Consider the following 19765-nt stretch of genomic DNA (forward strand, 5'->3'; position numbering starts at 1 on the left):
AGGGTAAAAAGAAAGGAAGCTTGATTAGCGCCAAGTGAGGCGGAGACTGAGCGCGGCATTGCGGGGCGGCATGGCCCGGTAGGCATATACTTGGTAGTCGCGGTTGGTGAGGTTGAAACCTTGCGCCAGCACTGTCACGGCCCAGTTAGGCGCAATAGCCAGCGTCCGGCCCAGGCTAGCATTCAGTAGGGTGTAAGACGGCAGGAAGTCGACGGCCGAAGCGTCGGTGTAGCGGTAGCCGGTGAAGGTGAGGCCAGTAGTAAGCTGCCATTTGTGCCAGCTCTGATCAGTAGTGAAGGCAAATGAGTGCAGCGGCACGTAAGGCAGCTGGCGACCCGAGGGGTCGGGGTCTTCAGCCCGGCCTTCTACCTTTTCCGACTCGGTAAAGCCATAAGCCGCACGCGCAACGAGTGAATAAGCCCCCCAGTGGCCAGTCAGCTGAGAACTGGCTTCCAAACCACGGGCGCGTACCTGGCGCAGGTTGCGCGGCGTATAATCTCCTTGGGTATTCGGCAACCACTGCACCCAATCATTTACCAACTGGTGATAGGCCGTGAGTTCTGTTTGAAGATTCCAGGGGGCATTCTTAGTGAACTGATGCCGCAGGCCAGCTTCGTAGCCAATGCCGTTTTCGGGGCGAAGGTTCGGGTCGCCTGTACGCCAGAAACGCTCGTTCAGGGTAGGCGCACGGTAGCTACGTGAGGCACTGACTTTCAGCGATACTTGCTGAACAGGAGTTTGCCAAAACTGCCACTCGGCCCCCACGGTAGGAGCGAGCGGTGGCCGTCTGCCCGAGATGAATGCCTGCCGCAGATTGGCCGTGAGTTGCAAGCGAGGAACAGGATCGTAGCGTAGCAGCCCGAAGCCAGAAAACCGGTTTTCGGACACTGGTTTTCCGTAGCCGTCCACTTCAGCCGCGAAGTGTTGCGCTTCGCCACCTATTCGCAGGCTCGCTTTTGAGTTGAAAGTAACTGTGTGTTCGGCCTGTGCCTGTGTGGTGCGGACACGCGAATTACTCGTCAGATCGTCGTTTTGGTAATCAATAACGTCCTCAAACCACGCTACCCGCACCGCCGACTCATGACGCCCGGAGGCTACGTGGCGGTAGCCAGCCAGCAGGCGGCGGCTTTGGTCTTGCTCGCGAGCATGGTTGTTGCCTGAGCCAATGGCGGGCTGAAGCTGCCGGTCGGCATCCGTGAGCCAGATGGCCGCCATGAGCTCGCCATGCTCCCCCAAACGCAGAGTGGCATCCTGACTTAGGCTCCACTGGCGCACAGCCGCATTCTGCTGCCGCCGACGTACTAAGCCCGTTATTTCGGGTGAGTTATAGGGAAAATCGTTGCGGGCTTCACGGTAGGAAGCCGCCGTACGCACAGCTACTTTTTGGTTGCTAAAGCGACCTTCCAGACTCCCAGCCTCCAAACCATACTGGCCCGCATCAAGCTGTGCGCTTACTTGGGTGCCTGCTCCCCATCGAATAGGCGAGGAAAGTAGTACGGTGCCGCCCACGGCGCCGGTGCCATACGTAGCGCCGGCGGGTCCATGTTGTACATCAACTCTGGTATTGCCACCGGCAGGTAAAAGGGCAAAATCAGCCTCTCCTAGCGAAGGCAAGTTGATATTGAAGCCATTCCACAGCACTGCTGTGTGCCTGGCCGAGGTACCCCGAATGGTGATAGAAGACAGCTGTCCCGGCCCGTAGTTCTTAATAAATAAGGGTGTGCGTGCCGCTAGTACGTCTGTAAGTGTGCCCGTGCGGTACTGAGTTAGGGCCAACGAGTCGATAGTAGTGAGGCGGCTTCCTACGGCAAACCGGCCGGGGCGGGCGGCCTGTACCCGCACATCGGGCAACACCTGAACGGTAGAAAGCTGACTGGAATCGGAAGGTGAACTACCGACGGCGTGAGTCTGCTGGGCCTGACTAGAAGAAGCGCCGAAAAAGCCCCCCAACAACCCAATTGCCGCCAAAAGCCAGCGCCGCCAAAATCTTTGTGTACGCATGATCCGAACTAAATTTTCGGTTTAGGAAAATTCAGTTCAAAACCTCGCATAAATTCTCCTAAAGCAGGAAAACTATCGCGAAGCCGAGGCCGAAAACAGGGAAACCGGACGCACGGAGCGGCCACTGCATTCATTCTCCGCCTTTCCTCCGAAAGCGCTGAACATTAAACTTGTACAGGCAGGTCTCCTGGCTTGCTTCGAGTGGTGCCGCCTTCCCATTTCTCGGGCTCCTGCTAGGGTAGAAGCCTTCAACGAAACAGTGGCAGGTGAATTGGCCCACCCTTCTATGAAGCGTACAGTTGCGGGGACAGCTCCCGATTTGAACGGGATTCCCTTTTCAGCCTCGCCCCACAATCGGGGTCTGGCCACCTATAACAGGCGCAAATATAACGGCATTCAGCCGAATACAACGCTTACGAAGCTAAGCCACAAGTTGATCGAGTAAGTACAAACTCATCTGTAGCCGTATAGGAGTTGAAAATACTCTGATAGAATAGATAATGGCCACCAAATTGCCCCCCAGCTTCTACCGTCGCCCCGATCCTGTCCAAATTGCTCGCGAGTTGCTCGGCAAGCATGTTTTTTCAAACCTGAATGGTGAGCTGACGGGTGGTCGCATTGTGGAAGCCGAGGCGTATTCTCATGTCGGCGACAATTCCCTTACGATGCACCTCAAACGGCGTGGAAAACACGCACAGCCTTTGCTGGAGCCGGGCGGCCATGCGTATCTCTATCAGGTATATCAACGGCATACTCTGTTCAACATCAGTACCAATGAAGCCAATAAGCCTGACACTGTGCTCATTCGGGCTATTGAGCCCTCAGAAGGAATAGAGATAATGCTGCAGCGACGCGGCCAAGCAATAATTTCTCCTAAACTGACTGCTGGCCCAGGCTTACTTACGCAGGCCCTGAATATTACGCCTGCTCTCACCGGTACTGACCTACAAGGCGACATTCTTTGGCTAGAAGACCATGGCGAAATAATTCCCGACGAGCAGGTGAAGCGTAGCCCACGCGTAGGCCTAGCCTATGCCGGCGATGAAGCAGCCAACCTGCCTTGGCGCTTTCGCATCATCGGCAGTCCATGGACAAGCAAAGCCTAACTACAAATAAATCGCCCTGATGAGCAGACGGACTTCTTCTCATCTACAGATATAAAAAGCCCCCAGATGTATTATGGGGGCTTTTTATATCTGTAGATAATTATTGAATTGATTACACAATCTGATTACTCTGTCCAGTCTGAAAAATCTGCGGTTTGGCTTTTCTCACAGACCAGCACCATAAGACGGCCGCGCAGGTCGGTGGTAGCAAACAGATACGTATCGCCACCCTCCCGGATACCGGTTCGAAGGCGAAACTCAGCTACGGAGTCAGGGAAGTTGCGCGTAGTGACGTGGGCGCGAGCCTCGGGTCCAAGGTGGGGGAGGAGGGCGTCGCGGTCGTAGCGCTCGGTGGCCCGAATGCGGAAAATACGTCCTGGGAAGTCGGGTCGAAGCGTGTCGGCGGTGTATAAGTGGCTGTGTTGGTGAAGCTTCAGCAGCTCAAAGGCAGTGCCTATGCTCTTGAAACCACCAGCTTTAAGTATTGCCACATTCGGCTCGTACAGATACTGTTGGGGCTCAGCGTAGCGTGGTATCGCGCGCGCCTCCCGGGCCCTGTTTAAACGAAATTCCTGCTGCTCTCCGTTGCGCAGCAGATTGACCGTAAAGCGCTCCGGATCTACGGCAGCCTCTGGCCCTAGCTCATACAATACTTCTTTACACTCATTGTCAACGGCTACCACCCATAAGCGGCGCACTTGTCGCAACTCGCTCAGGGCCTGCTCAATATCAAGCATGGGCGACGTTTTAAGCAATACCCGACGGCTTTTATGCAGTAATAAAGGCAAGAGGCGGAGTACATCGGGCTCGCAATCCTGTAGGCGGAATATTTTACGGGCTGCCGTATCGCGCCGCGCCGGATCGAGGTAAATCCAATCGAACGTATCCGGCGTGTTTTTGAGGAAGTCCACGGCATCACCGGCATGACAGTGCACTGTATTAATGCCGAGTTGCGCCAGATTATATTCTACTACCGCTACCAGTTTGGGGTCGCGCTCTACGTAATGCACCTCTGGTATGAGGGCGGCAAAATACGTGGCATCAACTCCAAAGCCACCGGTCAAGTCAGCTAATCGTTGTCCGCTTACGAGGCTTGCCTTAAAAGCAGCCGCCCGGGCTGAGGAAGCCTGCTCAACAGATACTGCGCTGGGAAAAATCAGGTCGGGATTATCAGCCCAAGCTGGAATTTTGGAGCGAGCCTTCTGGCGCGCCTGAATCTGGCGTACAAGGTCGGGCACTGGCAGGCCCGGAAAGCGTCGGGCCTGGAGGGCAAGTTGGGCGGGGTCGTGGTGCAGGTGGTCGGCAACGTACTGACGGGCCGCGTCGGGCAGCGGAAAGTCCATAGCTATGCTTACGCAAAAACGCTCTCTTTAGCGCAACCTAGCGCAAATTCCAACGCAAAGCCAACTGAGGTTTGCCCGTGGGAGCAGCAGTAAGACCTACAGCAGCAGGCGATATACGCTGAAAAACGCTCCCGCGGGCAGCAGGCCAGCTTGCGTTATGCGCTTCTACAGCTCGTTGAAAATGAGTATTGGTGTTGCGGCTGATGAACACATTAGCCAGCAAACTGGCAGCGGCTACACCTATTGCAATCTTCTGTGGATTGCTGAAGTAGCGCTCCTCGCCTTCGCCCGCCAGCACCTGTTGGCCATAAAAGCCTAAGGCGCCTACAAAAGTTAAACGCTCGGCCAAGAACAGCCATTTTTGCTGCCGGTAGCGATTTAAGTGGTCTAAAGCCTGGGTATTACCAGCCAAATAAGGACGCAAACGCTGCCCAAAAAAGCCGGCGTTCTGGTACTCATTATTACCCTGGGGGGCAAAATAGAAGTTCTTTTGGGAGCCATTCAGGCCACGGCCTTGGTCCTCAGGGCTAAGGCGCAAAATAGTGGGAGTTTGCTGAGCGTGCGCACCCCTAAATGTTAGCAAGAAGCTGAGCAATAAGGCAAAAGAACGAAAAGGATGGATATTCATAGGAGCAGCAAGCGGCAATAGGTAGGTAAAGGATAAGGGACTACAGGGCGGCGGAATTAGTTCAGTGAGAACAAAAACTTTCAACTCCTAACTCAACAAAAGGGCCAAGCTCTACGTTCTGAGGCCAGTTTACCTAGGTTCCACATTTAATTTGCTTATGACAACTCTCGCAACTGCTTTTCGCCGCTACCTTCTGCTGGCTGCAATGCCCGCCGCCGCGTTAGCCTTCTCCGGCTGCGGCGACGATGATGACAATGGTCCGGGTAATGGCCGGGTGATGGCCGTGCATGCGGCTGCTTCCGCCAACGTGCGCGTGAAAGTCCTGATCAATAACTCGGAAGTCGGCCAACTTAATTATGGTCAGAATTCGAGCTACCTGAATGCTCCAGCTGGCGCACAGGAAGTAAAAATCAACGTCGCTGCGTCTGACCAGAATGCTGCAACGCAAACCGTTACCATTGAGCGCGACAAGAATCAGTCGTTGTTTGCTTATGCTCCAAACACGACAGCAAATGCCGTTGCTTTGCTAGCCGTCTCCGATGATTTGGCCGCTCCAGCTACTGGCAAAGCTAAAATCCGCTTAGTACACCTTGGCCAAGGTGCTCCTAGCCCTGTCAACCTGGCGCAGGCATCGGCATCAGGTGCCCCGGTGAATGTTATTCCTACGGTAGCATTTCCCACGGCTTCAGCTTTTGTAGAAATAACGCCTGGTGATTACAACTTTGTAGTGACGAACAGCACCAATGCTACCGTAACCTCGGTAGGTAATGGAACGGGCGCAGGTACCGGCACTCGCAACTACGCTGCTGGCAAAATTTACACTGTGCTTGTGCGCGGTGTAGCCAGCAGCCTCGATCAAACCTTGCAGCCCAGAGCAACGGTAATTGAGAATAACTAGCTTAGCAGCAGCTACTAATTAGCTCTAAAAGAACCTGTTCCTTATCGGAGCAGGTTCTTTGTTTTTCATCTCCAACTAACAATTTGATTACCTTTGTAGTTGAATAGCAAAAAAACACTATATCATGGTTGATACGACCTACGTTCCTTACAAAGTAAAAGACATGTCGCTGGCCGAGTGGGGCCGCAAGGAAATCCGTTTGGCAGAGGCTGAGATGCCAGGCCTAATGGCTTTGCGCGAAGAATTTGGCGCTTCGCAGCCGCTGAAAGGTGCCCGCATCGCTGGCTGCCTGCACATGACTATCCAAACTGCCGTACTCATCGAGACGCTCATCGCGCTTGGTGCTGACGTGACTTGGTCATCGTGCAATATATTCTCTACCCAAGACCATGCTGCCGCTGCTATTGCTGCTGCGGGCATCCCGGTCTATGCTTGGAAGGGCATGAATGAGGAGGAGTTCAACTGGTGCATCGAGCAGACCCTGTATTTCGGTGAAGATCGTCAGCCCCTGAACATGATTCTGGACGACGGCGGCGATCTTACCAACATGGTCCTCAACAACTTCCCTGAGTTGGCTGCTGGTATCAAAGGCATTTCGGAAGAAACCACCACTGGCGTATTACGCCTCTTGGATCGAGTAAAGAACGGCTCCTTGCTAATGCCCGCTTTCAACATTAACGACTCCGTAACCAAGTCGAAGTTCGACAACAAATATGGTTGCAAAGAGTCGGCGGTAGACGCTATCCGTCGGGCAACTGACGTGATGATGGCCGGCAAAATCGCTGTTGTAGCAGGCTACGGCGACGTAGGAAAAGGTACCGCTGCTTCATTGCGCGGTGCTGGTGCCCGCGTTATCGTCACTGAGATCGACCCAATTTGCGCACTGCAAGCTGCTATGGACGGCTACGCCGTGAAGAAGATGTCGAATGCCATTAAAGAGGCCGACATCGTAGTAACTGCTACCGGCAACTGCGATATCATCACGGAAGAGCACTTCCGCGCTCTGAAGGATAAGGCTATTGTCTGCAACATCGGTCACTTCGATGATGAAATCGATATGGCTTGGCTTAATGGCAACTATGGCCACACCAAAGACACAGTGAAGCCACAGGTTGACTTGTATAACATCGACGGCAAAGAGGTGATCATTCTGGCCGAAGGCCGCTTGGTAAACCTTGGCTGCGCTACCGGTCACCCTTCGTTTGTGATGTCAAACTCGTTCACTAACCAGGTATTGGCACAATTGGAGTTGTGGCAGAATGCTGACCAGTACGAGAACAAAGTATATACGCTGCCTAAGCACCTCGACGAGAAAGTAGCTTATCTGCACTTGGCTAAAATTGGTGTAGAATTAGACGAGCTACGGCCGAAGCAGGCACAGTACATCGGTGTAGATGTACAAGGCCCGTTCAAGTCGGACCTGTACCGCTACTAGAATTTAATTAAATTATTGAAAAAGCCCCCCAGATACCATCCGGGGGGCTTTTTTGTTGTTTTAATACATTCTGCCAAAACCCTTATACCTGCTTTGCCTTCTTAGTCGAGCGTTATAGATTTAACAGAAAAGGCCAGCGCTATGCAATCATTACAGATATTTGCCCTCCATGCTCCTTTCTCTCTCCGTCGTCATTATTACGTTTAATGAAGAGCGCAACATCGGCCGTTGTCTGGATGCGCTTGGCGACATTGCCGATGAAGTAGTAGTGGTTGACTCTTTCTCAACCGATAAGACAGTAAGCATCTGCGAGAGTCGGCAGGCCCGAGTTGTTCAGCACGCTTTTGCCGGCTACGTGGAGCAGAAGAATTTCGCCACGGCCCAAGCTCGCTTCGATCATGTGCTCCAACTCGATGCCGATGAAGTGCTGACTGATGAGCTGCGCCAAAGCATTCGAGAGGCAAAGCAGAACTGGCAGGGCGCGGGCTACACCTTAGCTCGTCTCACAAATTACTGCGGTACCTGGGTGCGCCACGGCGGCTGGTACCCCGACCGGAAGCTGCGCCTCTACGACCGGCGCCTAGGTCGCTGGACTGGCCTGCTCCTGCACGAGCGCTACGAAGTGACTGGGGGGCAAAATATCGGCGCCTTATCCGGCGACTTGCTCCATTACTCCTACGATTCGGTAGCACAACACGTCGCGCAGCTCAACCGTTTTACCAGTATTGCGGCCGAGGAAATGGTGCTACGCGGTAAGCAAAACGCTACGCTTTTTCATCTTCTGCTCAAGCCTATCTGGAAGTTTGTGCACGGTTATTTTCTGCGTCTGGGCTTTTTAGATGGTTTTGCCGGTCTGTGTATCGCCAGCATTTCTGCGGGGGGCGTTTTTTTAAAATACGCCAAGCTGCGTACTCAATCGACACCTTCCGCTAAATGAAAACCTTTCTGGTAAGCCGGACCGATGCTATTGGCGACGTGGTATTAACCTTGCCCGTTTGTGGGCAGCTGAAGCGCTTGTTTCCGGGCTGTCGGGTGGTGCTTATAGGCCGCACGTACACACAAGCCGTGGCAGAGGCTTGTCCGCAGGTTGATGGATTTATCAATGTAGATGAGTTGCTAAAATTGCCTCCCAGCGCACAAGTTGGGTTACTAAGAGCAGCGGAAGCTACCGCTATTATTCATGTTTTCCCCAATAAAGCACTGGCTCGGTTGGCGCAGCAAGCAGGTATACCGACTCGTATCGGCACGCGCAACCGCTGGTTTCATTGGCTGACTTGCAATCGGCTGGTGGCTTTAAGTCGCCGTCACTCTCTTCTGCATGAAGCCCAGCTAAATCTACAACTGTTGAGCCCTTTAAGCGCTATTAAAGCCGATTTACCATTAGCTGAGGTAGCTGTCCTAAGTAAGCTGCAGCCAACAGAGCCGTTGGGGGGTAATTTTAGACAGTTGCTTGAGGCTCGTAAAACTGGGCAACTCAATATCATTTTACATCCTAGTTCGCGTGGCAGCGCCCGCGAATGGGGCCATGACCATTTTGCCACCCTTGCGCATTTGCTACACCAAGCTGGACATCGTGTATTCATTACCGGCACTGCTGCTGACGGCGAAATGTTACGCCCGTGGCTTACAGAACATGCTGCTGCTCTTAGCGCAGACTTAACTGGGCAACTCTCCCTACCCCAGCTTCTAGCGTTTATTCACGCCACCGACGGATTGGTAGCGGCCAGCACGGGCCCGTTGCATCTGGCCGCCGCACTGGGCCGACATGCTCTAGGCATTTATCCGCCCCTGCGACCTACCGACCCCGGGCGTTGGGCACCGCTCGGGCCTTATGCTGAGTACCTCGTGTTCGACCGTCCCAACTGTACCGATTGCCGGATGCAGCCTGCGGCTTGCACCTGCGTGCGTGCAATTAAGCCGGCGCAGGTGTTGGCACGTATTTCGGGGTGGCAACCGTTAGCTATTTCTGCATCCTGATATTTTGGCGTTAATTTCTCATTCTGCTCCTCCTACCTCCTTACTGCCAAGTTTGCGTCAAGCTTGGCAACAGGGCCGCGTGTCACAATATCTCTTGTTGCTGGCTTGTGTGGCTGGGGTCGTTGGCCTTTTTGCTTCACGAGCATTGGTAGCGCTGAGCCCGGTGGTGGGCGTAGCTGCCGCCGTAGCTAACCCCAATGCACGACTGGCTTTGGCGCAATGGCTGCGCAATAAATCAGCCTGGAGCTTGGCGCTGTTGTACCTATTGTTGGTAGTAAGTGGCTTGTACACTGAAGACTGGCCAGTTTGGCAGCACCAGATGTATCGGCAGCTTCCCCTGATAGGTGTGCCATTGGCCTTCGCCTTGGCCGTGCCGCTCAGCGGCCGTCAGCGCTATACAGTTGGGTGTGTGTTCGTGGCTGGGGTTACGCTTATAGGCGGCGCCACGGTTGTTCGTTATCTGCTCAATCCGCTTTTCAATAACGAACTGATTATGATGGGACAAAATACCCCTTCCGTAACGGGCATATTCCACATTCATTTCGGCCTGATGCTGGCCTTGGCTGCTTACTTCGGGCCGCTATTAAGCCGTAGTACGTATGCGGGGAAGGTTGCGCGGGTGTTGCTGATTCTGGGGGGCATTTCTGCGGCCATAGCGCTGCATGTTTTGGCCTATCGAACGGGGCTATTGGTGCTCTATGCCGCTTTGCTGGTAAATGGAGTGCTGCTCATTGTTAGGCAGCGGCGCTTTCTGTTGGGGGGCATTTTGCTGGCCTTCCTGTTTATTGTGCCATTCCTGACTTATAATTTTCTCACCTCTTTCCGTTACCGAGTGCTAGGCACGGCCTACGATATATCCCAATTTTCTGCAGATCGGGATATCAATGACTTCTCTGTATCGCAGCGCTTCGCCGCTTGGGAAACAGCCCGTGTAATCACCACTTTTAGGCCGTGGGTGGGCGTAGGCCTTGCCGATGTGCGGGCTGAGATGATGCGCCAGTACGAATGGCGTGACTATGGGCTGACGCCCGCCAACCGCGTCATGATTCATAATCAATACCTGCACTACCTAGTGGGGGGCGGCTTAATCGGCTTGTTTCTTTGGCTGCTGGTTCTGCTTGGACCGCTGGCGCAACCTAGTTTGCGTAGAAACCCGTACGTGATACATTTCCTGGTCGTAATGGGCACCGGAATGCTGGTTGATTCACTGTTGGAGCTGCAAATAGGCTTCAACTTATTCGTGTTTCTTTACGGTTTTCTTGTGGTGGCCGGTGAGCGCCGCAGCCAAGAGGCTGTCGTGAACCTTCCCTGAGCGAACGGGTATAGTAGTATACGTTTCTTGGCCGATTGTCCTTTTTTGGTGATATTCGGCCGTAATTTTTAGCCTCCATGAGCGATTCTCCCGAACGGGTACCCAAACTGAGCAAGGAAGAAAAAGACCGGCGGTTTCAGGCCGAACTGATGCCGGTGCTCGACCCGCTCTACAACTTTGCCTACCGCCTCACTCTCGACGAAGACGACGCCAACGACCTCGTGCAGGAGACCTATTTGAAGGCCTATCGGTTCTTTGAGTATTTCGAACAGGGAACCAACGCGAAAGCGTGGCTGTTTCGCATCCTGAAAAACTCGTTCATCAACGACTTCCGAAAAAAGAGTAAGCAACCCGCCAAAGTCGACTACAGCGAAATTGAGGGTTACTATAATACGGAAGACGTAGAGGCCGAGGGCGATGTAGGAAGCACGTCGTCGGATATGCGGCAGCAGTCTGTGCGCGACCTCATCGGCGATGAGGTAGCCAGCGCGCTCAACTCGCTGCCCGTAGATTTCCGCACCGTCATTATTCTCTGTGATCTGGAAGGATTCACCTATGAAGAAATGGCCAAGGTGCTGGATATTCCTATCGGTACGGTGCGTTCCCGTTTGCACCGGGCTCGCAACTTCCTGAAAGAAAAATTAGAGAAATACGCTAAATCAATGGGCTATGGCAACGAACAAGAAAACGACGCTGACGCTCTCCTCACAGACGAAGATTAACAATAATACTTCTGGCTCCCTTATGGAAACTACCTCTACCACAGCCCCCAACCAGCATGCCGCCGCTTCTGGTCCTGATTGCGAACGTGTGAACACGATTCTCGACCAAATTATTGTGGGGCAGGATCCCAATGAGGAGGATGAAGAATATTTCATCAATCACGCCGAAGACTGTTCTCCCTGCTTCGATAGCATTGATAAACAGCAGGTTTTCGTTGGTTTTATTAATGAGAAAGTAGGTCGCAAGGGTGCTCCTTCTTCACTTCCCCACACCATTATGGCGAGAGTTCAGGCAGAAATGGCCTAATTTCGCCTCATGCAGGGTAAAATCATCGTGTTTTCGGCCCCCTCCGGAGCCGGCAAAACCACTATAGTCCATCGGCTGCTGGAACGGGTTCCAGAGCTAAGCTTTTCAATCTCAGCTTGCACCCGCGATCGACGCGGCCGCACTGAAGCCAACGGCAAGGACTATTACTTCATCTCCGTTCAGGAATTTCAGGAGAAAATCCGCCACGATGAGTTTGTCGAGTGGGAAGAAGTGTATGAGGGGGCTTTTTATGGCACCCTCAAATCTGAGATTGAGCGCATCTGGGAGAGCGGCAAACATGCTGTCTTGGATGTTGACGTCAAGGGTGGCCTGAGTATCAAAGAGTTTTACAAAGACCGCGCATTAGCAGTATTTGTAAAACCACCCTCGCTGGAGGTATTAGAGGAGCGACTAAAATCGCGTGCTACCGACTCAGCGGCCAGCATATCGGCCAGGCTGTATAAAGCCAACTTCGAACTCACATTTGAGGATCGATTTGACGTAACTATCGTTAATGATGACCTTAATGAGGCTATGGCTCAGGCGCAGAAGCTGGTGCGTGAGTTTATAACTGCAGAACCTGCTATTCTGTGATTTCGGGCCCATCATCAGAACAAGAGCACAAAAAGGTAGGATTGCTTTTCGGCTCTTTCAATCCTATTCATACTGGACACCTCATTTTGGCGAATTTTATGGCTACACACACCGATCTGGATGCGGTGTGGCTAGTAGTGTCGCCACAGAGTCCATTTAAGGTAGGCCAGGAAATGCTGCCCGAAGAGGAACGGCTGGAACTGGTTGAAATGGCCATTGCCGGAAACGACCGGTTGCGGACTCTGGATATTGAGGCGCACATGCCGAAACCCAGCTACACCATTAACACACTTGATGAACTGGTTCGTCTGCATCCGCAGCATCAGTTTGTGTTGCTAATGGGTGAAGACAATCTGCCCGATTTGCCGCGTTGGAAGCAGGCTGACCGTATTCTGGCCGAGCACGAAGTGTATGTGTACCCCCGGCCCGACGTCGATTCCACGAACTTGAAAACGCATCCCAGCGTGCGTATAGTAGAGGCTCCTTTGCTTGATATCTCTGCCACGTTTATCCGCGACTGTGTGCGAGGCGGCAAGTCAATTCGTTATCTAGTTCCTGATTCGGTAGAGAAAAGAATTCTGACTGCCGGTTATTGGCAGTAATATTAAAAAAGTCCCCCAGATTAGTCTGGGGGACTTTTTTAATGAATGAAAAGAAGAATCAAACCGTCATAATCTCGGCTTCCTTCTTACTCATCAAATCATCAATTTTGGTAATATAGCTGTCAGTAGCTTTCTGAACTTTAGCTTCAGCGTCCTTCACTGCGTCTTCGGCAGCGCCTTCTTTCAGCAGCTTGCGCAACGACTCGTTCACGTCTTTGCGAATACCACGGATGCGTACTTTACCACCTTCCGATTCATTTTTCACCTGTTTCACTAGGTCGCGGCGGCGCTCCTCCGTCATTGGAGGAATGTTCAGGCGAACACCTTCCGCATCTGACTGAGGGTTAAGACCTAAGTCACTGTTCTTGATGGCCTTTACGATCTCACCAATGATATTTTTCTCCCAAGCTTTGATATAAAGCGAACGAGCATCAGGAGTTGAAACATTTGCTACTTGGCTAATGGGGGTAGGCGTGCCATAATAGTCAACCCGGATACCATCAAGCATAGCTGGTGAGGCCTTGCCAGCCCGTATGCGACTCAGCTCCAAGTTGGTGTGTTGCAGAGCCTTGCCCATTGATTCCTCCGCCTCGCTCAGATAAAACTGAATTTCTTCGTCCATTGTGGAAATATGTGAATGTTAAAAGTTGAGTATTGAAGAAGAACTACGAATTAATTTGGCAGTTACTATTCAGAACTCATGATATCAGGTGTGCGAGTTATTACGCTGGTAAATTCAGATTAGGTTGTAGGCTGCTGTGCTTGGCATCCAATATTTGCCCCCCAGCGCCTTCCATCGACACGCGCGTGCCGATATTCTCGCCGTCGATTAGCCGCTGCAAGTTGCCGGTTTTGTTCATGTCGAATACAACGATAGGCAGGTTGTTTTCTTTGCAGAGCGTGAAAGCAGTCATGTCCATTACGTTCAGATTCTTCTCTATCACCTCATCGAATGAGATTTCGGGGAAACGCACAGCGGAAGGATCTTTCTCCGGGTCGGCAGAATAAATACCGTCTACCCGTGTACCTTTCAATACTACGTCGGCCTCAATCTCGATGGCTCGCAACGAAGCCGCCGAGTCGGTTGTGAAGTAGGGTGAGCCGATACCAGCTCCAAAAATAACGACGCGGCCTTTCTCTAAGTGCCGCAAAGCACGTCGCCGAATGTACGGCTCGCATACCTGCTGAATAGTAAGACCAGAAAGCAGGCGAGTGTTCACCTCAAGCTTTTCGAGGGCGCTCTGCAAGGCCATGGAGTTAATGACCGTGGCCAGCATGCCCATGTAATCACCTTGCACCCGGTCGAGACCAAATGTTTCGGCTTGCACGCCCCGGAAGATATTGCCGCCACCGATTACTACCGCTAACTGCGTACCTGTAGCTGCTACCGCTTTTATTTCTTCAGCATACTGCATCAGTCGATTGGCATCGATACCGTATTGCTGTTGGCCCATCAGCGCCTCACCGCTTAGCTTGAGCAGAATTCGTTTGTACTTCAAAGTGGTGGAAGTTGGTAAATAAGATGCTTACAAAAATGGGTAGCCTACACTACCCATTCCAAATGCATTTATGTGAACTGTACGAGCACTTGGCCCTTCTGCACGTTATCGCGCAAATTTATTTTGATGGCACCAATCGTAACGTCGCTTGGGGCTTTCAGAATATTCTCCATTTTCATCGCTTCCAATACCAGAAGCGGGTCACCTTTCTGTACCGTTTGGCCGGGCTCTACCCGGATATCCACAATCAGACCGGGCATTGGGGCTTTTAACTCGTGCACTTTGTTGGCCGCAGCATTGCTCATGCCCAGCTTATCGAGCAGCAAGTCGAAGCGGTCTTTAGCCTGCAAATCAACGATGCGATTATTCAGCTTTAACTGAAGTGCTTTAGCCGCATAATCAATAGTGATTAGCTCAGCGGAGTAGGAGCGCCCTTCATAAAGGATATGGTAGCGACCAGAACCCAGCGGTACAATATCCCAATTAAAGGGCTCATTATCTACGCTAATAGAGCCGTTGGCCTGGTACTCAATGTCCCATAATTGATCGGGTCCGGTGCGTACTTGCAACATAGGGGAGGGGCGGTAAAAGACGGAAAGGGGCTTAAAGATAGGCCAAATCTGAAATAATTTCGGAACTTTAGCCATCCTTTCCTTATTGCCACCCAGCATGAAATACTCGGTCCTCGGCGCTCTTAGCCTGGTCCTTACGTGTCACTTCGGGGCTCCGGCTCAGGCGGTGAAATCCTATAAACCGGCAACGAATAAGGCTGCTGTAAGCAAAAGAACTCCTTCTGGTGCTGCTTCACCAACTGCCCAAACGGCTCCAGTTGCTCCTTTAGTAGTGCCTTCCTGGTTGCCTCCCAGTAATCCTATACAGCCATCAGCTACCGTCTTCACCGACGTACTTGATACAAAGCTCGACGTGCGGTTTGATTGGGCCAAACAACAGTTGCTAAGCACCGCTTTGCTCACATTACGCCCACACTTCTACACCCAGAACCAAGTTGTACTTGATGCCAAAGGCTTCGACATTAAAAACGTGCGTTTGGTTACGGGCAATAAAGACAAAACGCTTACTTACGGATACGACAAGCGTAAGCTGACAATCAACTTGGATCGTCAATACACGCGCTCTGAGACGTACCAGGTTCGCATCAACTACGTCGCCAAGCCCAACGAATTGCCTGCCAATGGTAGCGCAGCCATTACCTCCGATAAGGGCTTATACTTCGTGAATCCGCTGGGCACCGAGAAAAATAAGCCCAAGCAAATCTGGACGCAGGGAGAGACTGAGGCTAATTCATGCTGGTTTCCGACCATCGATAAGCCAAATCAGCGGATGACTCAGGAAATTGCCATGACGGTAGAGGAGCAATACAAAACGCTCTCAAATGGTCTGTTAATTTCTTCTAAAAAGAACTCTGATGGCACTCGCACCGATGTGTGGAAGCAGTCATTGCCCGCTGCTCCTTACCTGACCATGATGGCTGTCGGCAATTTTGCTGTAGTCAGTGACAGTTGGAGAGGCAAAACAGTGGACTATTATGTCGATCCACAGTACCAGAGCACGGCCAAGGCAGTATTCGGGAACACGCCCGAAATGATGGAATTTTACTCCCAGAAACTCGGGGTAGACTTTCCGTGGGAGAAGTACTCCCAGATTGCTGTGCATGATTTCGTGTCGGGAGCAATGGAAAACACGACGGCTGTTACGTTCGAACAGTCTATTGTGCAGCGCTCGGCCCGCGACATTCATGATATGACTTACGACGCAGAGTCGACCATCACCCACGAACTGTTCCATCACTGGTTCGGTGACTACGTTACGAGCGAGTCGTGGGCCAATCTGCCGCTTAATGAGTCATTCGCAGATTATTCGGAGTTTCTGTGGGCTGAGCACAAGTATGGTGCTGATGCCGCCGCATTAGTACAGCAGAAGAGCCTAGGTCAATATTTAGACGAAGCAAGAAGTAAGCGTGAGCCACTAATACGCTATCAGTATGCCAGCCAAGAAGATATGTTTGACCGTCATTCCTATAATAAGGGAGGGCGGGTGCTGCATATGTTGCGCAAGCATGTCGGTGATGAAGCCTTTTTCGCTTCCCTAAATCGCTACCTAACTCAACACAAATACACAGCTGTTGAGCTATCCGAGTTGCGCACGGCGTTCGAGGATGTGACCGGTGAGGACTTGATGTGGTTCTTCGATCAGTGGTTTCTACAACGGGGGCATCCTGAGTTGCGTGTTACCCACAGTTATGCTGGGGGGCAAATTGCACTCCGGATTCAGCAACTCCAAGATTCTACCTTCTCGCCTATCTACCGTTTGCCTATTACCGTCACAACGTGGGTAAGCAATCAGGCTACCGACCATAGAATCGTTATCACGAAAGCCAACCAAACCTTTCAATTACCCGCCAGTCAGCGCCCTACTTTAGTGAAATTTGATTCTGGGGGGCAATTATTAGCTGATATTGATGAAGAGTTGACGCAAGATGAGTTGCTCTATCAGTACTATCACGCTCGCAACTACTTGCAGAAATACGAAGCCATTGAAAAGCTGCGCCCAAAGCTAGCGGACTTGGCGGTAAGCGGTATGATGCGCAACGCCCTGAATGATAACTTTTGGGCCGTGCGCCAAGCCGCTGCAGAAGCGCTCCGGCGCTACAAAGGATCGGAAGGAAATGCTGTGCGAACTGAGTTGAAACATGTAGCAACTACGGATAAGAAAAGCCAAGTCCGAGCTGCCGCATTAGCAAGCCTATCCTCCTTTCAGAATGAAGATTTTGGGTCTATATACACTGTTGCTCTTGCTGACAGCTCCAATCTTGTGGTTAGTGCTGCTATCAACGCTCTTGCTAAGGCCCCCACTATTGAATCGAGAGCACAAATAAATAACCTACAGGAAAAAGCCAGCCCCAGTTTATTAGGTGCTTTGTCAAATTACTACGCCCTCAATGGTAGCGTTGATCAGTACCAATGGTATTTGGGCCGCATGAGCGAAGTAAGCGACGAAGATCTATACGAATCTTACTTGCAGAACTTTGCCACCTTCATGTTGCGAATGCCTCCTGTTGAGCGCGATAAAGGAGTGCAGCGCTTAGAAAGCTATGCCCGTTCACATTCGCGTGACATTGTGCGACTGGGGGCCTACAAGGCACTAAGCACGATGGCTCCCAGTATGCCGACTCTAAAAACAACACTTCAGGACATTCGCACAAAAGAAAAAGACCCCAACCTGAAGACCATGTATACATTGCTTCAGTAAAGCGAAGGCAATCCTTTGTGACTCTCAGACAGGCAATTGACTTTTAAATTAGCCGTTCTTCTACAGCGCCGTGGGGGGCAATTTCGGAAAGAAGCCATCCGCACCCAGAAAAAATATTGAAAGCTTTTCGCTCGTGAGCTTGACTTACATCAGAAAGCCGTTAATTTTGCAACTCCTTTTGCCACCCTGCCACTTAGGGTGGTTATTTTAAAGGAGAAAATCTTCTCTATAAATGGTAGAGAAAATACACTTGGGGAGGTTCCAGAGCGGCCAAATGGGACAGACTGTAACTCTGTTAGCGTAAGCTTTCGAAGGTTCGAATCCTTCTCTCCCCACAGAGTAAGCTCAGAAATTTGAGAATTGAGTTGTTAGAACGGTAGCTAGTATGCCACTTCCTTTAACAGTTCAACTCTCAAATTCCTAAGCCTAATATCGCGGGAGTAGCTCAGTTGGTAGAGCGACAGCCTTCCAAGCTGTAGGTCGCGAGTTCGAACCTCGTCTCCCGCTCTTTGTCGTTTATTAGTCTTGCACCAATGCTTAGTTGTGGTAAGGCTCTTAGAAGATGAATAGCATCTATACCAAGCCGTTTTAGCTCAGTGGTAGAGCACTTCCTTGGTAAGGAAGAGGTCATGGGTTCAAATCCCATAAATGGCTCACAATATCTAGTACTAATACCGGCGGAGCAGCGCGACTGCACCGTTTGGATCTGTCAGCGAGATAAAGCGACATGCAGATGCTTTAAAAATAGCGCTGCGTTTCGCTTTCTTGTAGGTTAGCTCAGTCGCGTTTTCCTCTCATCACCACTACATTTCTCTAATCTCATTACAATGGCTAAAGAAAATTTTGATCGTTCCAAACCGCACGTGAACATCGGTACCATCGGGCACGTCGACCACGGCAAAACAACCCTGACCGCTGCTATCACCACGGTATTGGCGGGCAAAGGTTTGGCCGCTAAGCGTGACTTCTCCTCAATCGACAATGCTCCTGAGGAAAAAGAGCGTGGTATCACTATCAACACGGCTCACGTTGAGTACGCTACCGAAAACCGCCACTATGCTCACGTTGACTGCCCTGGTCACGCTGACTATGTGAAGAACATGGTAACGGGTGCTGCTCAGATGGACGGTGCTATCCTCGTGGTAGCTGCCACTGATGGCCCAATGCCTCAGACCCGCGAGCACATTCTGTTGGCTCGCCAGGTAGGTGTACCTCAGCTAGTAGTGTTCATGAACAAAGTCGACATGGTCGATGACCCTGAGTTGCTCGAACTTGTTGAGATGGAAATCCGCGAGTTGCTCTCATTCTACGACTTTGACGGCGATAATATTCCAGTTATTCAAGGTTCTGCTCTGGGTGGCCTGAATGGTGACGCTGCTTGGGTTCCTAAGATCGAGGAGCTGATGGCTGCAGTTGATAGCTTCATTCCAATCCCTGCTCGTTTGACTGACCTGCCTTTCCTGATGCCTGTAGAGGACGTGTTCTCTATCACAGGTCGTGGTACGGTAGCAACTGGGCGTATCGAGCGTGGTATCATCAACTCTGGTGAGCAAGTTGATATCCTCGGTATGGGCGCTGCCCCCGGCTTGAAATCGACGGTAACTGGCGTGGAGATGTTCCGCAAAATCCTTGACCGTGGTGAAGCTGGCGACAACGTAGGTTTGTTGCTACGTGGTATTGAAAAAGAAGCCATCCGTCGCGGTATGGTTATTTGCAAGCCAGGTTCTGTAACTCCTCACCAGAAGTTCAAGGCTGAGGTTTACGTTCTATCGAAGGAAGAAGGTGGTCGTCACACGCCATTCTTCAACAACTACCGTCCTCAGTTCTATCTACGTACTACTGACGTTACTGGTATTATCACTCTGCCAGAAGGTGTAGAAATGGTAATGCCTGGTGACAACATCACTATCCAAGTGGAGTTGATCAGCAAAGTAGCTATGGAGAAAGGTCTTCGTTTCGCTATCCGCGAAGGTGGCCGAACCGTAGGAGCTGGTCAGGTAACTGAAATCCTCGACTAATTATTAATAGTCAAGACGATCCGCCTCCGATTTTTCGGGGGCGGATTTGTTTT

The 19765-nt window shown here is 51.6% G+C and carries 18 protein-coding genes, 3 tRNA genes and 1 riboswitch; of the genes, 15 read left to right on the top strand and 6 right to left on the bottom strand.

Going from position 1 to position 19765, the window contains the following annotated elements; translation table 11 throughout:
• Positions 1-24 precede the first annotated feature (24 nt).
• Positions 25-2001 (bottom strand): TonB-dependent receptor, encoded by a 1977-nt coding sequence (locus H8B13_RS05565; RefSeq protein ID WP_187309844.1) that lies wholly within the window; start codon positions 1999-2001, stop codon positions 25-27.
• Positions 2002-2160: 159 nt separating this feature from the next.
• Positions 2161-2389: riboswitch (cobalamin riboswitch) on the bottom strand.
• A gap of 112 nt (positions 2390-2501) precedes the next feature.
• Between H8B13_RS05565 and H8B13_RS05570 the strand changes: the two genes are divergently transcribed.
• Entirely contained in the window at positions 2502-3107 is a 606-nt protein-coding gene (locus tag H8B13_RS05570; RefSeq protein WP_187309845.1) for a DNA-3-methyladenine glycosylase, read from the top strand.
• Between the two features lie 125 nt (positions 3108-3232).
• On the opposite strand, the gene H8B13_RS05575 is transcribed toward H8B13_RS05570, so the two are convergent.
• On the bottom strand, positions 3233-4450 hold the full coding sequence (locus tag H8B13_RS05575; RefSeq protein ID WP_187309846.1) for a class I SAM-dependent methyltransferase: 1218 nt from the start codon (positions 4448-4450) through the stop codon (positions 3233-3235).
• A gap of 37 nt (positions 4451-4487) precedes the next feature.
• Positions 4488-5078 (bottom strand): hypothetical protein, encoded by a 591-nt coding sequence (locus H8B13_RS05580; protein WP_187309847.1) that lies wholly within the window; start codon positions 5076-5078, stop codon positions 4488-4490.
• Positions 5079-5235: 157 nt separating this feature from the next.
• Here H8B13_RS05580 and H8B13_RS05585 point away from each other — a divergent pair, with 157 nt between their 5' ends.
• The 9 genes from H8B13_RS05585 (at position 5236) to nadD (ending at position 12925) form a co-directional block, all read left to right on the top strand.
• A complete protein-coding gene (locus H8B13_RS05585; RefSeq protein WP_187309848.1) occupies positions 5236-5976 on the top strand; it encodes a DUF4397 domain-containing protein in 741 nt (246 codons plus the stop codon).
• Between the two features lie 124 nt (positions 5977-6100).
• The gene (ahcY, locus tag H8B13_RS05590; protein ID WP_187309849.1) at positions 6101-7411 is read left to right on the top strand and encodes an adenosylhomocysteinase; all 1311 of its coding nucleotides are present in this window, start codon (positions 6101-6103) and stop codon (positions 7409-7411) included.
• Positions 7412-7580: 169 nt separating this feature from the next.
• The gene (locus tag H8B13_RS05595; protein WP_187309850.1) at positions 7581-8348 is read left to right on the top strand and encodes a glycosyltransferase family 2 protein; all 768 of its coding nucleotides are present in this window, start codon (positions 7581-7583) and stop codon (positions 8346-8348) included.
• A complete protein-coding gene (locus H8B13_RS05600) occupies positions 8345-9388 on the top strand; it encodes a glycosyltransferase family 9 protein (protein ID WP_187309851.1) in 1044 nt (347 codons plus the stop codon). Before H8B13_RS05595 ends, H8B13_RS05600 begins: the two co-directional genes overlap by 4 nt.
• Positions 9389-9467: 79 nt before the next feature.
• Positions 9468-10700: an O-antigen ligase family protein gene (locus tag H8B13_RS21510; protein WP_187309852.1), complete on the top strand. Its 1233-nt coding sequence runs from the start codon at positions 9468-9470 to the stop codon at positions 10698-10700.
• A gap of 77 nt (positions 10701-10777) precedes the next feature.
• The gene (locus H8B13_RS05610; protein WP_166073307.1) at positions 10778-11422 is read left to right on the top strand and encodes a sigma-70 family RNA polymerase sigma factor; all 645 of its coding nucleotides are present in this window, start codon (positions 10778-10780) and stop codon (positions 11420-11422) included.
• A 22-nt stretch (positions 11423-11444) separates the two neighbouring features.
• The gene (locus H8B13_RS05615; protein WP_187309853.1) at positions 11445-11729 is read left to right on the top strand and encodes a hypothetical protein; all 285 of its coding nucleotides are present in this window, start codon (positions 11445-11447) and stop codon (positions 11727-11729) included.
• Between the two features lie 9 nt (positions 11730-11738).
• Positions 11739-12323, top strand: coding sequence for a guanylate kinase (gene gmk / locus H8B13_RS05620; RefSeq protein WP_187309854.1), 585 nt, complete (start codon positions 11739-11741; stop codon positions 12321-12323).
• Complete coding sequence (nadD, locus tag H8B13_RS05625) at positions 12323-12925, top strand: nicotinate (nicotinamide) nucleotide adenylyltransferase (RefSeq protein WP_187310301.1); 603 nt, start codon at positions 12323-12325, stop codon at positions 12923-12925. The genes gmk and nadD overlap by 1 nt, the downstream gene beginning before the upstream one ends.
• 58 nt (positions 12926-12983) lie before the next feature.
• On the opposite strand, the gene frr is transcribed toward nadD, so the two are convergent.
• From frr to H8B13_RS05640, 3 genes are all read right to left on the bottom strand, one after another.
• Complete coding sequence (gene frr, locus H8B13_RS05630; RefSeq protein WP_187309855.1) at positions 12984-13547, bottom strand: ribosome recycling factor; 564 nt, start codon at positions 13545-13547, stop codon at positions 12984-12986.
• A 100-nt stretch (positions 13548-13647) separates the two neighbouring features.
• The gene (pyrH, locus tag H8B13_RS05635) at positions 13648-14424 is read right to left on the bottom strand and encodes a UMP kinase (protein WP_187309856.1); all 777 of its coding nucleotides are present in this window, start codon (positions 14422-14424) and stop codon (positions 13648-13650) included.
• A 68-nt stretch (positions 14425-14492) separates the two neighbouring features.
• Entirely contained in the window at positions 14493-14996 is a 504-nt protein-coding gene (locus H8B13_RS05640; RefSeq protein ID WP_187309857.1) for a biotin/lipoyl-containing protein, read from the bottom strand.
• 97 nt (positions 14997-15093) lie between these two features.
• Between H8B13_RS05640 and H8B13_RS05645 the strand changes: the two genes are divergently transcribed.
• The 5 genes from H8B13_RS05645 to tuf all read left to right on the top strand — a co-directional run bounded on the left by H8B13_RS05645 (position 15094) and on the right by tuf (position 19712).
• On the top strand, positions 15094-17694 hold the full coding sequence (locus H8B13_RS05645; protein WP_187309858.1) for a M1 family metallopeptidase: 2601 nt from the start codon (positions 15094-15096) through the stop codon (positions 17692-17694).
• 252 nt (positions 17695-17946) lie between these two features.
• A tRNA-Tyr gene (locus H8B13_RS05650) sits at positions 17947-18029 on the top strand.
• 99 nt (positions 18030-18128) lie between these two features.
• A tRNA-Gly gene (locus tag H8B13_RS05655) sits at positions 18129-18201 on the top strand.
• A gap of 75 nt (positions 18202-18276) precedes the next feature.
• Positions 18277-18348, top strand: a tRNA-Thr gene (locus tag H8B13_RS05660).
• Between the two features lie 173 nt (positions 18349-18521).
• Positions 18522-19712, top strand: a complete 1191-nt coding sequence (gene tuf, locus H8B13_RS05665; protein ID WP_187309859.1) for an elongation factor Tu — start codon at positions 18522-18524, stop codon at positions 19710-19712.
• Positions 19713-19765 lie beyond the last annotated feature (53 nt).

The sequence above is a fragment of the Hymenobacter sp. BT188 genome (assembly GCF_014333585.1).
In the GTDB taxonomy this organism is placed as follows: Bacteria; Bacteroidota; Bacteroidia; order Cytophagales; family Hymenobacteraceae; genus Hymenobacter.

What these genes read in the sequence shown, in the direction of transcription:
- H8B13_RS05565 (WP_187309844.1), bottom strand. Translation starts at nt 2,001, where the DNA reads ATGCGTACACAAAGATTTTGGCGGCGCTGGCTTTTGGCGGCAATTGGG.
- H8B13_RS05570 (WP_187309845.1), top strand. Translation starts at nt 2,502, where the DNA reads ATGGCCACCAAATTGCCCCCCAGCTTCTACCGTCGCCCCGATCCTGTC.
- H8B13_RS05575 (WP_187309846.1), bottom strand. Translation starts at nt 4,450, where the DNA reads ATGGACTTTCCGCTGCCCGACGCGGCCCGTCAGTACGTTGCCGACCAC.
- H8B13_RS05580 (WP_187309847.1), bottom strand. Translation starts at nt 5,078, where the DNA reads ATGAATATCCATCCTTTTCGTTCTTTTGCCTTATTGCTCAGCTTCTTG.
- H8B13_RS05585 (WP_187309848.1), top strand. Translation starts at nt 5,236, where the DNA reads ATGACAACTCTCGCAACTGCTTTTCGCCGCTACCTTCTGCTGGCTGCA.
- ahcY (WP_187309849.1), top strand. Translation starts at nt 6,101, where the DNA reads ATGGTTGATACGACCTACGTTCCTTACAAAGTAAAAGACATGTCGCTG.
- H8B13_RS05595 (WP_187309850.1), top strand. Translation starts at nt 7,581, where the DNA reads ATGCTCCTTTCTCTCTCCGTCGTCATTATTACGTTTAATGAAGAGCGC.
- H8B13_RS05600 (WP_187309851.1), top strand. Translation starts at nt 8,345, where the DNA reads ATGAAAACCTTTCTGGTAAGCCGGACCGATGCTATTGGCGACGTGGTA.
- H8B13_RS05610 (WP_166073307.1), top strand. Translation starts at nt 10,778, where the DNA reads ATGAGCGATTCTCCCGAACGGGTACCCAAACTGAGCAAGGAAGAAAAA.
- H8B13_RS05615 (WP_187309853.1), top strand. Translation starts at nt 11,445, where the DNA reads ATGGAAACTACCTCTACCACAGCCCCCAACCAGCATGCCGCCGCTTCT.
- gmk (WP_187309854.1), top strand. Translation starts at nt 11,739, where the DNA reads ATGCAGGGTAAAATCATCGTGTTTTCGGCCCCCTCCGGAGCCGGCAAA.
- frr (WP_187309855.1), bottom strand. Translation starts at nt 13,547, where the DNA reads ATGGACGAAGAAATTCAGTTTTATCTGAGCGAGGCGGAGGAATCAATG.
- H8B13_RS05640 (WP_187309857.1), bottom strand. Translation starts at nt 14,996, where the DNA reads ATGTTGCAAGTACGCACCGGACCCGATCAATTATGGGACATTGAGTAC.
- H8B13_RS05645 (WP_187309858.1), top strand. Translation starts at nt 15,094, where the DNA reads ATGAAATACTCGGTCCTCGGCGCTCTTAGCCTGGTCCTTACGTGTCAC.
- tuf (WP_187309859.1), top strand. Translation starts at nt 18,522, where the DNA reads ATGGCTAAAGAAAATTTTGATCGTTCCAAACCGCACGTGAACATCGGT.